The organism is Polynucleobacter sp. MWH-CaK5 (assembly GCF_018687615.1).
In the GTDB taxonomy this organism is placed as follows: domain Bacteria; phylum Pseudomonadota; class Gammaproteobacteria; order Burkholderiales; family Burkholderiaceae; genus Polynucleobacter.
This window is the reverse complement of sequence record NZ_CP061299.1, coordinates 890152-908282: the sequence shown is the minus strand read 5'-3', so window position 1 is coordinate 908282 and position 18131 is coordinate 890152. Positions and strand designations below refer to the sequence as shown.

1 protein-coding gene (running past one end of the window) is annotated in these 18131 nt (G+C 45.2%); it reads left to right on the top strand.

What is annotated here, in order from left to right; translation table 11 throughout:
* On the top strand, positions 1-18131 hold the 3' portion of the coding sequence (locus GQ367_RS04555; RefSeq protein WP_215289400.1) for an autotransporter-associated beta strand repeat-containing protein. It extends 12331 nt beyond the left edge of the window; 18131 of the gene's 30462 nt are visible here — the last part of the coding sequence; the start codon falls outside the window, past its left edge; it ends in the stop codon at positions 18129-18131.

Here is an 18131-nt window from a genome sequence, read left to right as displayed (position 1 = left end):
GCCAAAATACCATGGGTGGTAATGGCGGAAATGGCGTAATTAATTTAATCACTGGTATATCAACCTATTACGGCGGCGGCGGCGGCGGCGGACCAAATAATAACAATCAAACGCAGGATGTTGCGCGAGCGGGCCAAGGTGGCTTGGGTGGTGGCGGTAGAGGCGCTAATGCAAATAATGGTAGAGGTTTAGATGGAGCACCCAACACGGGCGGCGGCGGTGGTGGTGGCGATTGGGAGGGTTTATCTGGAGGTGCTGGTGGCTCTGGTGTCGTCATTGTTCGCTATTTGGGATCATCTAACGGTTCAAATGCAGGAGGTTCCGTCACTGATGGTTCTGGTTCAGCAACTGGATATGCTATACATAGATTTAATTCCAGCGGCACATTGACGCTGAATACTTCTGCCGTATTGAGTGGTGATATCAGCGGTACTGGCTCGATAACCCTTAATGCAACGGGCAGGACGGTTTCATTGACTGGCACGAATACCTATGTCAATACAACAATTACCGCTGGTACCTTGAAGGTGGGTAATGCAACCAATACTGGCTCCCTAGGTTCGGGCACGGTGACGAACAATAGTGCGTTGATTCTTGACCGTACAAATGCTTTCTCTATTGCCAATGTAATCAGTGGAACGGGTACTCTCACAAAGCAGCAAACATCGACAGCGACTCTATCAGCTAATAACAGCTACTCTGGACTCACAACTATCAGTGCCGGTACTTTGCAGATCGGTGATGGCGGAACAACGGGTACTTTAGGCACCAATTCAGTTACTAATAACGGCTCTCTGATATTCAACCGAACCGATAACCTCTCTGTTGCAAATGCCATCTCTGGATCGGGTAGCCTAACCCAGGCAGGCAGCAATGTGCTGACACTCTCGGGCAACAATTCATATGCAGGTGCAACAACGATTAGCACGGGCACTCTCCTCCTTGGAAGTGCTACAGCTCTCGGTACTACAGTAGCAGGCACTACTGTTGCTGATGGTGCAGTACTTGACCTCAATGGTCAAAATGTTAGCGGTGCAGAAGCCCTTACTTTGAACGGTACTGGCGTGAGTGCGGCAGGTGCTTTGACTAACTCTAGCAGCTCTACAGCGACGTACGCTGGAGCCGTTCTTTTAGGAAGTGTTTCAAGTATTGGTAGTTCGACTGGTGCAATCACCATTTCTGGGGCAATTACAAGCAGCACCCATGGCTTGGCTCTGATCGGTGATAAGGCAATCACACTCAGCAGCTCCAGCAATTCACTTCGCACTATTGCAGCTGCCTCAGGTATCGGAGCGCTCACAATTGTTAACACAGGTGACTTAGAGATTGGTTCTGTATTAACTTATAACGGTATCAATGCTGTTGGCGCAATCAACATCAGAACTACTGGCAATTTAACAATTTCTCAAGATATAGAAACTACAAGCACTTCTAAAACAGCAGATGATCCTGCATTACTCTTAGCAGCTGGTAGTGCTACTGCTGCTGGAACGACAACTAATAACATTCTTTTAGTTGATTCACCAACATTCACTGTAGGTGATGGCGGTGCTGCCAACTTCTACACTGGTGGTTTGACAGAGAGCTCAGACATTAAGGCTTACGTTGAAAGTAAGTTAAATAACAACACAGCTGCATACAACACAACATTAGCAACCAAGCCTACGACTGCTGGCTACAACATCATCTTCAGAGGTTTCCCTCCATATATCTATTTAACGATTGTTGATAATCAAACAGGCACCTACGGCACTGCTAGCGCACTGAGCTTCTGGTATTCAACCAGCGCCTCATCTTATGGCTCTTTATATATTCCACCACTGTTATCAACGGTGACAACTGCGCAAACATTCACGGCTGGAGCAAGCTCGATGGATGTCAATATTGCTGGTATTACTGGAACAATTGATATTAATACCACTTTGAGCTCGACCCTTAATGCTCATTCACACAATCTTCAGCTCACGCCCAGAAACTTTGCATTGGCTGGCGCACCCGGCGTGAGATTCTTAGCCGGTGATGCCAAACCATTTGTAGTGAATCCTGCAACTGCAAAAGTTGCAGCGACAAAAACTTACGATAGCAACATTAATCTAATAAAAGAACAAATCAGCATCACGGGTATTGGTGGGGCGTTGATCGACTTTAATATCGGTACGGCTGCTGCCAATAATGCCAACGTCGCTACAAATAATAAGTTTATAAACTTGGGAACCTTGGCGCTGAGTGGTGGTACTGGTGCATCGGCCGCAAGTAACTATGTGCTGCCTGCTTCAAGCTCAAGTTTTAACAATACGGTGACTATTAATGCCGCTACCGCCAAAGTGGCAGCGACAAAAACATACGATGGTGATACAACTCTGAGCAAACCACAAATCAGTATCAAGGGCGTTAATGGAGTGGCAATCGACTTTGCTTTAGGCGACGCCGTTGCCAATGATGCCAATGTGATTACAAGTAATAAGTTTGTCAACCTTGGAACATTGGCGCTGACTGGCGGAACTGATGCAACCGCTGCAAGTAACTATGTGCTACCAGCCTCTAGCTACAGCGCGAATAACACTGTAACAATCAATGCTGCGACTGCAAAAGTTGCTGCGACAAAAACTTACAATGCCAACATTAATCTGGTTAAAGAACAAATCAGCATCACGGGTATTGGTGGAGTGGTTATCGACTTCAATATCGGTACGGCAGCTGCCAATGATGCCAACGTGATAACAGGTAATAAGTTTGTCAACCTAGGAACTTTGGGTTTGGCCGGTGGCACAGATACAACAGCCGCAAGTAACTATGCATTGCCAGCATCTAGCTCAAGTGACAATAACACTGTAACAATCAATGCTGCGACTGCAAAAGTTGCTGCGACAAAAACTTACAACGGCAACACTGGACTGATAAAAGAACACATCAGCATCACTGGTGTTGGTGGAGCGTTGATCGACTTTAACATCGGTACGGCTGCTGCCAATGATGCCAACGTCGCTACAGGTAACAAGTTTGTCAACCTTGGAACTTTGTCGCTGACTGGCGGAACTGATGCAACGGCGGCTACCAACTATGTATTACCAGCATCCAGCTCAAGTGATAACAATACGGTGACTATTAATGCCGCTACCGCCAAAGTGGCAGCGACAAAAACATACAACGGCAACACTGAGCTGACTGATCAACAAATCAACATTACCGGTGTAGGTGGTGCAAGTATCGCCTTTACTCTAGGCAACGCTGCTGCCAATGATGCCAACGTTGCTACAAGTAATAAGTTTGTCAACTTGGGAACTTTGGCTTTGACTGGTGGCACTGGCACAACGGCCGCAAGTAACTATGTATTACCAGCATCAAGCTATAGCGCCAATAACAGTGTGACGATTAGTAAGAAAACAGTTGGTTTATCAGCCTCGAAAGTTTATGACGGCGGCCTATCTTTGACAGGTAAAGTCTTGATCACAACCGGTGTGGGTTCAGAAAAGTTGACCTACACAGGTGCAACGGTCAATGATCGTAATGTCACAACATCAGGTAAGTTCATAGATGCCATCACTTTGGCAGATGCAACTGATGGTTCTGGTGGTTTAGCATCTAACTATCAATTGCCAGCAACTTTAGATAACTCAAGTGCGCCAGTAACAATTACTGCCAAAGCTTTAACGATTACAGCTAATTCTCGTTCAACCGACTACGGTACTGCGCTAACGTTAGGCACAACGGCTTTCAGCCAATCGGGTCTTGAATCAGTTGACAGTATCAGTGGTGTCACATTGAAGCATGGTGATAACACAACAGTTCCAGCAACTAAATTCTTCGGCACCTACACTAACGAAATCATCGCTAGTGATGCCATAGGCTCTGGTTTGAGCAACTACAACATTTCATATACGCCAAATACACTCACTGTTAATAAATATGTAATTTCTATCAATGCGCCAACCGTCACAAAAGATTACAACGGTAATCTTACCTATACGGCTTCAAGCGATGATTTGATTGCTCTGAAAGCAGGGCTTAAGAATGGTGACACTGTCACAGCAGCAACCATTACTTTTGCTAATAAAAATGTTAGCTCTGGTAATAAAGTCGTCACCTTAGACGCTATTACTATCAACGATGGTAATAATGGCGATAACTATACGGTCATAAGAAATGGCAACTCTACAAGTACCATCAATCGTCAAGCCTCCGTTACTTGGGTGGGTGGTGCATCAGTTGAATGGTTTAATCCAGCTAACTGGGCTCTAACATCTAATAACGCTATTACTGGTGTAGTTCCAGATCTCAGCAACGTATCTGCTGTGATTATTCCAGCTGGTACAACAGTCACTTTTAATCAATCTAATCTCTCAGGTTTGGCTGAGGCTGGTACTGTCAACATCACAACCTTAAGTGGCGGTTCTCTCAATCTAAGTAATGGTGCTTTATCTGGCACAAGTATCAATCTTGCTAACTTAAATACAAGTGCTGGAACAACGCTGACAGCATCCACTGGTGTGACTGTTGCACCAGTGACTGGCACAACAAATACGATTGCTGGTGTATTGGCTGGTGCCGGTCATTTGACTAAAAATGATGCAGGTACTTTGGTGTTGAGTGGTCAAAATACATATTCAGGTCCAACTAACATTAATGCGGGCGTTGTTTCAATCAGTGCTGATGACAATTTAGGTGCTGTACCAGTCACTACAACTGCAAATTCATTGAACATCAATGGCGGCACTTTATTGGTCACCAATGATGTCACTCTTGATAGCAAGCGTGGCATCAGCTTAGGTGCGAGTGGCGGAACTTTTGATATTGATGCAAGCAAGACTCTTGTTTACGGTGGTGTGATAGCTAATGCCAATGCCGCCGTTGGCTCACTCACTAAAGTTGGTAGTGGCGTCCTTCAATTATCTGGTGTCAATACTTACACTGGTGACACCAATATCAATGCAGGTGAATTAAACATCACTGGCAGCTTGTCAGATCTTACGGATGTTTCTGTAGCTGCAGGTGCGAGCTATAACTTAGGTAGCAACGATACGATTGCATCTATATCTGGCAGTGGCCTAGCTAACATTAATACTTATGATTTAACAATTGGCGGCAGCGCTTCAACCACATTTGCTGGAGAGATCAGAGGTTCTGGTCGTTTAATTCATAACAGCTCTGGCATACTGACCCTATCTGGTGATAATACCTACACCGGTGACATAAACATCAATGCAGGTACTTTATTATTAACCGGTAGCTTGTCATTTCTTACCGATGTGATCATGACCAATACTGCGATTTGGGATCTTCAAGTTGCACAAACAGTAGCAAGCTTGACCATGGCAAGTGGCAATAGCATTACTAACAATGCTGGCACATCTGCTTTAACAGTGAGTGGTGCTTCAACATTGGCTAATAGCATCACCACATCAGGTGCACAGACTTATACAGGTGCCGTAACTTTAGGTGCTGATACGACCTTCAGAAGTACTGATAACCAAATTAGCTTTGGTTCAAGCATCACGGGTGCTGGTAAAGATTTAACTGTTTCATCTGGCGGCGGCGCTATTACTGTCGGTGCGATAGGAACAAGTACAGATAAATTAGGTGATTTGGTCTTCAATAGCTCAGGCGCTACGACTTTGGGTGGAGCTGTTTATGCGAATAGCATTCAAACAGACTCATTGGTTGTTGGAGCAGGTACCGGTTCAGGAACAATCGTCATCAACGGTGGGTCTGTCACAACAACGGGTATTCAAACCTATCGTGAAGCTCTTACCTTAGGGGCTAATACAACTTTAACTACTGCGGATAACAAGATTACTTTCAGTGACATTGTTAACAGCAAAGCTACTGAAGTTCGTACTTTAAATTTGAATGTTGGCACTAGTGAAGTTGAATTTAACGGTATTGTCGGCGGTGCTTCGAACGGCAACTTGGGTGCCATCGCCATCATTGGTAACCTAGATTTAAATAACAATATTACTAACGCAGCCAGCTTAGAAGTTTCTGACATTAGCAACCTGGGCGGCAACATCACTACCTTAGGCAACCAAATTTATACAGGTGTAGTAACCCTCAGCATCAATTCAGATTTGACGACAACCAGCAATGGCAATGTCAGCTTTGCTAGCACTATCAATGGCGCTAGAAACTTAACAATCACAACTCATGGCACAGGTGATGTGACTTTGAGCAATGCTCTTGGTAACACTGCACCTTTGACAGGTTTGACAATTTCTACCGATGCATTGACTGCCGGTGCGTTAACTTTAGCTAATAACTCTGCAATATCGATTACCAATGCTGGATCAAGTTCTGTTGGTGGAATCATTGCTGGTTCTGGCGTTACTTTGACTAAGCGGGGTAGTGGACTATTACTACTCAACGGTAACAATACTTATGGTGGTGCCACCACCATTGCGGCTGGTACTCTCAAACTAGGCCATGCTAATGGATTGGGAGCCAACGGTTCAAGTGCTACTACAACAGTCAATCTTGGCGCCACTTTAGACCTTAACAGTCTGACAGTTGAAGAAACTGTCGTCGTTGATGGTGGTCGTGTGTTGAACGGTGTTCTATCTGGTCCTATCAGCTTAACTGCTGATAGTACTTTTGAAGCAGGTTCTGGTCAGGTAGTCACCATTAACGGGGTTATTTCTGGAGACTTTGGCATCACTGTCACAGGCTCTGGATCATTTGTACTCGGCGGTAACAATACCTTTACTGGTGCGACAACCATTTCTTCTGGTACTTTGCGTATCACTCATGCCAACGCTCTAGGCACAAGTGCTGGTTCAACCACATTGGCCAGTGGTGCAACGCTTGATTTAGACAGCGTTGCAGTGGTTGGCGAAAACTTGATCATGAACGGCGGCACACTCAAAGACTCTACCAGCAGTTGGAGTGGGGGCATTGTTTTAACTGGTAGCAACAACATAGATATCGCAGCCGGTCATCAGTTAACCATCGGTGGTGTTATCTCAGGCGACGGCACACTCACAAAAATTAGCGCGGGTGATTTGATCTTAACGAATCAAAATAACAGTTACACCGGAATGACCACCATCAACGCTGGTAAGTTGGCATTGACGGGCAGTGGCTCGATTGCCACATCAGCTAAGTTGGTGGCCAACGGCACATTTGACATCAGTGGTACGACCAGTGGGGCAAGTGTTAAGAGCCTTGCTGGTTCAAACACTGGTAGTGTTGTCCTTGGCGAGAAAGCTCTCACACTTACCGCCGCCAATGACAGTTTTGCTGGCGTGATCAGCGGCGCTGGTCCAGTCACATTGACTTCAGGTAATCAGACATTCAGTGGCACAAATGATTACACAGGTGCCACAACCATCACAGCTGGCACATTGTCATTAACGAGTGGTGGTTCAATTGCTACATCAGCTAAATTAGTTGCGAATGGCATATTTGATATCAGTGGTACCACGAGTGGCGCAAGTATCAAGAGCTTGTCTGGTTCTAATACTGGTGACGTTCTTCTTGGAAACAAAACTCTGACCATCTCCGCCGCTAACGACAGTTTTGCTGGTGAGATTAGTGGCACTGGTGCAGTGACATTAATAACAGGTACACAAACCTTAACATCAGCAAATACATACAGTGGGTTAACGACCATCAATGGTGGCACATTGATCATCACTCATATCGATGGCTTAGGCACAACAGCCAATGGCACAACCATTGCCAATGGAGCAACGCTCGATTTGCAAAACATTGTTCTTGGTGGTGAAGCATTGACCATCAATGGTGGTTCTTTGGTCACAAGCACCGGAACAAGCTCCTTGAGCGGTACTTTGACCTTGGGTGCTAATAGCTTCATTGTGGTTAGCGGCTCTGAATTAACTTTATCAGGAACTATCTCTGGCGCTCATGGCATCACTAAATCTGGTTCAGGTACATTAACTCTGAGTGGTGACAACAGTTACACAGGTGCTACTGTGATCAATGGCGGTATTTTGAGTGTTTCAAGTTTGGCCAACGGTGGCAGCAATAGCCACATTGGCGCATCGACCCATGCAGCTTCAAACTTGATCATCAATGGTGGCACATTGAAATATACCGGTGCCACTGTGACAACAGACCGTTTATTCTCGATCGGTACTAATGGTGCCACCTTGGATGCATCAGGCACTGGAACATTGAGCTTTAGCAACACAGGTGATTTAGTACTCAGTGGTAATGGCGACCGCACATTGACAATCAAGGGCAGCCAAACTTCAAGTAATTTACTGGCCCCTAAATTGGTAAACGCTTCATCCGGAACGACCAGCTTAGTCAAAGAGGGCGATGGTGCTTGGGTATTGAGCAATGCCAATACTTATACAGGTAACACAAGCATCAATGCAGGCGAATTAGCAGCTGGTGTTGATGCAGGAAATATCAATGGCGCAACAAGCACTGCTTTTGGCTCAGGGCTGGTGGTTGTCAATGATGGCGCTAGTTTGAATTTGGTGGGCCGCACTCTTGCTAACAATATCGATGTTGCTGGCTTTGGTAGACAAATTTCAAGCGTCTATACCGGTGCGATTGCCAATGGCCGCCCAGGAACTCCATTTGACTTTGATGGTGGCTACGCAGGTGCAAAACTCACCGGCACAGTCACCATCTTGAATACAGGCTTCAATGGCGGAGCATTAATTGGCAATCGCATGACGATGGAGATTGCAGGGAAGATCACTGGATCTGGTCAGCTGTTCAAAGGTGATAGCGTTGATTTGCATGGTCCACTGTTCATCACCAACTCTAGCAACGATTACTCTGGTGGCACAACCATCACATCTGGATCTATTTGGGTAGGAGTTAATGGTGAAACAGGTGTTCTTCCTGGCGCTGTTCTAAATAACGGATCATTAATTTTTAACAGATCTAACGATTTAACCTACTCTCAAGTTATTTCTGGATCAGGTTCTGTTTATAAAGAAGGTAATGGCACATTAACTCTGAGTGGCGATAACAGTTACACAGGTGCCACAGTGATCAATGGTGGCACTTTGAGTGTTGCAAGTTTGGCCAATGGTGGCAGCAATAGTCACATTGGTGCATCAACCAATGCAGCTTCTAACTTGATTATCAATGGTGGCACATTGAAATACACCGGCGCCACTGCAACAACAGACCGTTTATTCACGATCGGTACTAATGGTGCCACCTTGGATGCATCAGGCACTGGAACATTGAGCTTTAGCAATACAGGTGATTTAGTTCTGAGTGGTAATGGCGACCGCACATTGACACTCAAGGGCAGCCAAACTTCAAGTAATTTACTGGCCCCTAAATTGGTAAACGCTTCATCTGGAACGACCAGCTTAGTCAAAGAGGGCGCTGGTGCTTGGGTATTGAGCAATGCCAACACCTACACAGGTGACACCAACATCAATGCCGGTACTTTGAGATTGACTGGTAGCTTGTCATCTCTTACTGATGTGGTTATGACTAATGCTGCGATTTGGGATCTTCAAGTAAGCCAGACGGTGGCTACTTTGACGATGGCTGCTGCTAATAGCATTACTAACACTGCTGGCACATCTGCTCTAACAGTCAGTGGTGTCTCAACACTTGCCAATAGCATCACCACATCAGGCGCACAGACTTATAACGGTGCTGTTACTTTGGGTGCTGATACAACCTTAACAAGCAGTGGTAGCGGCGATAGCGGTGCCATTAATTTAGCCAATACCGTGAATGGCGCCTTTGCTTTGACTGTTAACACTGCTGGCGTAACTACCTTTGGTGGCACTGTTGGTGGTGTGGGTGCGGCATTGACAAGCTTGACGACTGACAGTCCAGGTTCTGTTGCTATCAATGGTGGATCAGTTACAACCTCGGGCGCTCAGACGTACAACGATGCGGCCACCTTGGGTGCTAACACCACATTTACTTCAGATAACAATAATTTAGTATTTGGTGGCACATTGAACAGTGCGACAAGTGCTCGCACCTTCAGCGCTAACGTCGGTACAGGTAATGTTACTTTTACAGGAACAGTTGGTAACGATGTTGCTCTTGGTAATACAAGTATTACCGCTGGAATAGTGACCAATAGCAATACATGGGTTGGTAATGGCTCTTACAACATTACCGGTGCTGGAGTATTTAATGGTGCCGTTAGTGGCATCACAACATTAAGCGTGTCTGGCACATCGACTATTGCAGCTAACATCAGCTCAAGTGGCACACAAACATATACAGGTGCAGTGACCTTAGGTGCTAATACAACCTTAACAACAACGGATAGTTTGGTTACTTTTGGATCAAGCTTGGGCAATAGCAGTGCTCGTGCATTAACCGTATCAAGTGGTATTGGTGGTGTGACCTTTACTGGTGCAGTGGGTTCTGGAACTCCTTTAGGTGCAATTAGCCTGACCACGAGCGGTACAACAACGATCAGTAGCACGATGGCAGCCGCCAGTTTCAGTGGCGGAACGGGAACTACGGCAATCAATGGTGGATCAATCACCACATCAGGCGCACAGACTTATAACGGTGCAGTGACTTTAGGTGCTGATACAACCTTAACAACAACGGATAGTTTGGTTACTTTTGCATCAAGCTTAGGTAATAGCAGTGCTCGTGCATTAACGATATCAAGTGGTAGTGGTGGTGTGACCTTCACTGGTGCAGTGGGTTCTGGAACTGCTTTGGGTGCAATTGACCTAACCACCACTGGTACAACAACAATCAACAATACGATGGCAGCCGCCAGATTCAGTGGCGGAACCGGAACCACAGTAATCAATGGCGGATCAATCACCACATCAGGTGCACAAACTTATAACGGTGCAGTGACTTTAGGCGCCAACACAACATTTACAACAACAAGCAGCAATCTAGTATTTGGTGGCACATTAAACAGTGCGACAAGTGCTCGCACCTTCAGCGCTAACGTTGGTACTGGTAATGTTACTTTTACAGGAACAGTTGGTAATACCTTGGCTCTTGGTAATACAAGCATTACGGCTGGAACAGTGACCAATAGTGCTACATGGGTTGGTAATGATTCTTATGTGATTACAGGTGCCGGAGTATTTAATGGTGCTGTTAGTGGCATCACAACGTTGAGTGTGTCTGGCACATCGACTATTGCAGCTAACATCAGTTCAAGTGATACACAAACCTATACAGGTGCTGTTACTTTAGGTGCTGATACAACATTAACAACAACGGACAGTTTGATTACTTTTGGATCAAGCTTGGGCAATAGCAGTGCTCGTGCATTAACGATATCAAGTGGTAGTGGTGGTGTGACATTCACTGGTGCAGTGGGTTCTGGAACTGCCTTGGGTGCAATTGACCTAACTACCACTGGCACAACAACAATCAGCAATACGATGGCAGCTGCAAGTTTCAGTGGTGGAACTGGAACAACGGCAATCAATGGTGGATCAATCACCACCACTGGCACTCAGACGTATAACGGTGCAGTGACTTTAGGTGCTGCAACAACCTTGGTAAGTAATGGTAGCAGCGCTAGTGGAGCCATTAATCTATCTAATACAGTAGATGGCGCTTTTGGTCTGACAGTTAATACTGCTGGCGTAACTACCTTTGGTGGCACTGTTGGTGGTGTGGGTGCGGCATTGACTAGTGTGACAACTGACAGCCCAGGCTCTGTTGCGATCAACGGTGGATCAGTTAGAACTGCGGGTGCTCAAGCCTTCAACGATGCGGCCACCTTGGGTGCTAACACCACATTTACTTCAGATAACAATAATTTAGTATTTGGCAGCACATTAAACAGTGCGACAAGTGCTCGCACCTTCAGCGCTAACGTCGGTACAGGTAATGTTACTTTTACAGGAACAGTTGGTAACGATGTTGCTCTTGGTAATACAAGTATTACCGCTGGAATAGTGACCAATAGCAATACATGGGTTGGTAATGGCTCTTACAACATTACCGGTGCTGGAGTATTTAATGGTGCCGTTAGTGGCATCACAACATTAAGCGTGTCTGGCACATCGACTATTGCAGCTAACATCAGCTCAAGTGGCACACAAACATATACAGGTGCAGTGACCTTAGGTGCTAATACAACCTTAACAACAACGGATAGTTTGGTTACTTTTGGATCAAGCTTGGGCAATAGCAGTGCTCGTGCATTAACCGTATCAAGTGGTATTGGTGGTGTGACCTTTACTGGTGCAGTGGGTTCTGGAACTCCTTTAGGTGCAATTAGCCTGACCACGAGCGGTACAACAACGATCAGTAGCACGATGGCAGCCGCCAGTTTCAGTGGCGGAACGGGAACTACGGCGATCAATGGCGGATCAATCACTACCAGCGGTAATCAGACGTATAACGGTGCTGTTACTTTAGGCACCAACACAACATTTACGACAACAAGTAGTAATCTAGTATTTAGCAGCACATTAAACAGTGCGACAAGTGCTCGCACCTTTAGCGCTAACGTTGGTACAGGTAATGTTACTTTTACAGGAACAGTTGGTAATAGCTTGGCTCTTGGTGACACAAACATTACTGCTGGAACAGTGACCAATAGCACTACATGGGTTGGTAATGATTCTTATGTGATTACAGGTGCCGGAGTATTTAATGGTGCTGTTAGTGGCATCACAACGTTGAGTGTGTCTGGCACATCGACTATTGCAGCTAACATCAGCTCAAGTGACAATCAAACATATACAGGCGTTGTGACCCTATCTGGTGGTCACCGCACATTGACTGGCGCAAGGATTCATACAGTTTCAACAGTGGATGGTGCTGGCAATAGCTTCACAATCACAGGTGAAGCTGATATCGATGGTGCAATCATCAACGTTGCTAACTTCTCTATCTTCGGAGCATCTAATCTAAGTGCAAACGTCACAACAACAGGTACACAAACTTATTCTGGTGCTTTGACTCTTTCAGGCGGTAATCGCACATTAACTACAACTGATAGTCAGATCAATTTCAGCGGTACTGTTAATAGCGAAGCTTCTCATCCTCGTGGTCTCACGCTCAACGTTGGTACTAGCCATGTTGCGTTCAACCTTATCGTGGGTGATGCTACTGATGGTGGATTAGGAGCTATCGCTATCACTGGTAACTTGCGTGTTAATAACACTATCGCTAGTGCCGCTAGCTTATCTGTATCAGGTACCTCAAGCCTGGATGCTAACGTCACAACAACTGGTACTCAGACTTACACAGGCCCTGTGACTCTATCTGGTGCTAACCGCACATTGAGCACAACTGATAGTCAGATCACATTTAGCGACATTGTTAATAGTGCAGCTTCTCAAACTCGCGGTCTTACATTAAATGTTGGTACAAGTGAAGTTGAGTTCAACGGTGTTGTTGGTGGTGATACAAACGGTGGTTTAGGTGCGATTGCCATCACGGGCAACTTGAATCTAAACGCTAATATTGCCAATGCAGCCAGCTTGTCAGTCTCAGGTACATCTAACCTAGGCGCTAATGTAACAACCAGCGGTGCGCAAACTTATAACGGCGCGATTGCCTTAAGTTCAAATGTCACGCTGAGTATGGGTGCTTCATCATCAGCATCGGGGGTTATTTCTGGAGCGTTTGACTTTGTTAAGTCTGGCTCAGGCAGTCTTGCGCTCAGTGCTGCAAATACCTACACAGGTAGCACCACCATCAATGCCGGTACTCTGAATGTCACTGGAACATTGGATAACGCCACTGCAGTAACGGTTGCATCAGGTGCTACATACATTATTGCTGCTAATGACACCATTACTTCTTTGGCTGGCGAAGGCTTGGTTAACTTGAATGCTGCATTGACAATCAATGGCAGCTCAAACACAAGCTACAGTGGTGTGATGAGCGGTGCTGGTTCATTGACTAAAAATGGCAGCTCAATCTTCACCTTGTCAGGTGCCAATACATACACTGGAACAACCAAGGTATTTGGTGGCACATTGCTGATCCTTAGCGATAGCAACTTAGGTACGGCTCCATCCACTCCAACACCAGCTCATTTAGTGATTCAGGATGGCGCCACACTTCGATTGGCTACTGGTGGCGCTTCTAATTTCATCACCATTCATGCCAATCGCGGTATTCAGTTAAACCAAATAAACAATGCCAATGGTGGTGTGATTGAGGTCATGGGTGGTATTGAGGCAACTTATGGTGGCGTGATTACTGGAACTGGACCTTTGGTTAAATCAGGGGCAGGGCAGTTGAATTTCTCTGGTCAGAGCAACACCTACTCTGGTGGCACAACAGTGCAAGCTGGTTACCTCAATGGCGGTGCTGGCACGATGACAGCCACCATTTTTGGTAGCGGTGCTTTGACTATTGATTCTGGCGCAACGGTTCAAATTGATATGGTTGAAATTGATAACAACATCATTTTGAATGGCGGCAAACTTGTCGCAAGTAATGGTTTTGGTGAAATTTTGAATGGTTCTATTACCTTAAGTGCTAATTCAGAGATTAATGCTATTCACTTCCTGACCCTCAATGGTTCAATATCTGGTTCAGGCAAACTAATTTTGAATAGCTCGCGTGATTTAGGTGAGTTAAGAATTGGTGGAGCAGCAACCCATACAGGTGGAACAGAGTTAATTGCTGGGGTCTTGCAAATTGGTAATGGCATTACCAGTGGTAGCTTGCAAGGTGACGTTGTTACTTCAAACAGATCACAAGTTTGGTTCAACAGATCTGATGAGGCAAGTTATGCTGGCTTGATCAGTGGCTCTGGTAGTCTGACCAAATTAGGTTCTGGCCGTTTAACTCTGACTGCTAACAATAGCTATAGTGGCAGCACAACCATCACTTCAGGCATCCTTCGCTTAGGTTCAGGATCTGGTGCTGGTAATGTTGGCGCTGGAGCGATCGTTAATAATGCGACCTTGTCTGTTGAAAGATCTGATGATTTAACGATCGCCAACGCCATCTCAGGATCAGGAAGCTTTAATAAGCTTGGTTCAAATGCGCTGACGCTTACAGGATTGGCTAATTACACTGGGTCAACGGCAGTTGCTGGCACATTGATCTTCAAGAATGATGCGGCACCTTCAACATCTGGTTTCACGGGTAATGGCGCATTGGTGATTGAACCTTCTTCACCAAGCTTTACCAGTGCCATCACCACAAGCTATACATATGGCACAAGCCTCACATCTTTGACTTTGGGCAAAGTAGGTAATACATCAAACATCACAGTAGGATCAACAACGCTCATCAACGGTCCGATCAGAGTTTATGCCCAAGATATTGCACTGAATGCCGCTGTTACTGCCTCAAATGACAATCTCTATTTATTCGCTTCTGGTTCTGTTACTCAATCAGTCGCAATAACTGCCAATGGCCTTGCGCTCATGGGTTCTGGAAACTTTAATCTGAACCACACTAATAATGCTCTTTCAACGCTTGCAGCGGGCGATACTAATAACCGCATTGGCAACCTTTTCTTTGCTAATGGTCAAGCCTTGAGTGTGGGTACAGTGAACCCAACTGGTATCCATTCTTCAGGTACGGTGCATCTTGAAACAATTTCTGGCGATTTGACCATTGCCCAAAACATTAGCACCACTGATACGAGTGTGAATGCGGTCTTCATCAATGCAGGTAAAGCCGCTGCTGCCGGTGTGACCACTGGTGGCAACATCATTATTTCTGGTGGAGCGACCATTGCTACCGGCACCAATGGTCGCATCACGTTGATGACAGGAAGTATCGATGACTCTACTGGAGTTACTTCATTGGTAGGATCTGGTACAGGTAAATTCCGATACAACAGCGATGAAGATGCGACACGCTACAGCGCAGCTTTAGGTAGTGGCGCTCATGCCATCTATCGTGAAAAACCAGTATTAACCATCACAGCTGATGACAAAAACATCACTTATGGCAATGCTGTAACTTTCACAAGCACGGTCAGCGCTTACAAGAACGGTGATACACTTGCTCAATCAATTATTGATGCGGCCGCTGTAACAACTCCCGCAACAATCACATCATCTGGCTTCTATGTTGCTAATACTCATACATTGACGCCATCAAATGCAAGCTCAAGTTTGGGATATGACTTCTCCTATGTCACCGGTAACTTAGTAGTTGATCGTCGTGCAATTACTTTGATAGCAGATAATCGCACGAAGGTATACGGTGATGTATTAAGTTTAGGTTCAACAGGTTTTGCCAAAACAGCGGGTACATTTGCAACAGGTGAGTTAGCAACTGCGGTGACTTTAACAAGCGCTAATACTTATGCTGCAAGCACCACTCAAGTGGTCAATACTAGTTATGCCAACGAAATCGAACCAAGCTTGGCCACTGGTACTGGCGGCTTCTTAGCTAGCAATTACAACATTACCTATTTACCTGGTAACTTAGCTATCACACAAAAGGCCTTGAGTATCACTGCCAATAATCAATCAACAACTTATGGCACATCACTGAATCTTGGTAATACAAGTTTCACACCTGTGGGCTTGATTAACGGCGATTCAGTTTCATCAGTGACCTTGAAGCAGAATAGCAATCAAATCACACCAGCCTTGCAGGATGCGGGTATTTATGAAGGATCTACAAACGGCATCATTGCTAGCATGGCCACTGGTTCTGGATTATCAAATTACGTCATTACCTATGCACCAGGCAGATTAACAATCAATCAATTAAATACAGCAACCTGGACAGGGGCGGGCAGTGATACTAATTGGTCAACCGCTGCTAACTGGGCCAATAATGCTGTGCCACTGCGCTCCAACGTAAATAACGTGGTGATACCGGCTGGATTTACGGTTAACTTTGATGCAACTACTGCAGAGAATGCTAATAAACCAACCAGCGCGATCAACAACAACAGTACTTTGGTTTTCAACCTCAGCACAGCATTCACTTTAGCTAATGAAATCTCTGGCGCTGGTTCAATCAATCAACAGGGTACTGGCACTTTAACGATCAGTGGTAATAATGTGGCTTATACCGGTAATACTCAGATTAATTCATCTCGATTACATTTAGCTAGCTCTGGGATTTTTGCAATGTCTGAGGCTCTTGGTTCTGGCTCACTTATTTCTAATGGCGGCAGATTAAGCATGGATAGTTCCTTTGAATTGCCATCACTGAACGTAAATGGCAACCTGATTCTTCATAGTGGCATTTATACAAGGGGATCGCAAACCTATAACGGTAATTTAGAGCTAGCTGCTAATGGCAATACACGCCTTGATGTGGCCAATTCCAATATCACATTTAATGGCACGATTACTGCAGGCATTAATTCAAAAGTAAATCAAAGATCTTTATTGATCAACGCCGGAAGCGGAACGGTCGTATTTAATGAACGAGTTGGTTCTGATCGTGGCTTGTATGCCAACTTCAATAATAATAATACGAACTTATACACACTTAGAGTGACTGCTGCACGTATTGAAATCAAAGCAGACATCATGACTTTTGAAAATCAAATTTATACAGGAGCAGTCATCATTGGTAACAATGGTACCAATGGCCTAATTAGAACTTTAATTTCGGTTGATCCAAGCATTATCTTTAATGGCACTATTGATGATTCAACCCTCAATACCCATACCTTGCACGCACTAGCGATTGCTGTCGATAATTCAATACCACCAACTTTATTGTTCAAGGGTGATATCGGTGGCACACAAGCTTTGGCATCTTTTGAGGCAGTTGTTGGAACTCAGCTAACAACTGGTGGATCACAAGTGGGTGATATTGGTACTAACCCAGCTACTTTTAAAGGAACTATCTCAATTGAAGGCAATGTGACAACCTCTGGTGATCAATCCTACACAGCCAACAACATTATCTTGGGTGCTACTGGCTCGAATCAGTTGCAGAAGTTCACAACCACAGATAATGGCAATGTGAATTTCAGTGTGGGGCTTGATGCAAATGCTATCAGTATTAAAAACAGTGCAAATTCACATGGTTTATTATTTGATTTGGGGCGTGGTTCATTGAGTGCTGCCGCTGAATCAGCATTTGCAGCGTCCGGCATTGATTACGATCAAATCATTCCTCCTTCAAATCTACTGAACTTCTTAACTGACATTAAAAATCAGCTAAGAAATAAATCTACCGATATTGCAAATGATGATGTTGTCGCCGAGGTCAGTGTCGGTGGCATGGAAGATGCTGGAGATGAAATTAAATGTGATGCTGCAGTCGATGAAAATTGTGCCGTTGCTTTGTGA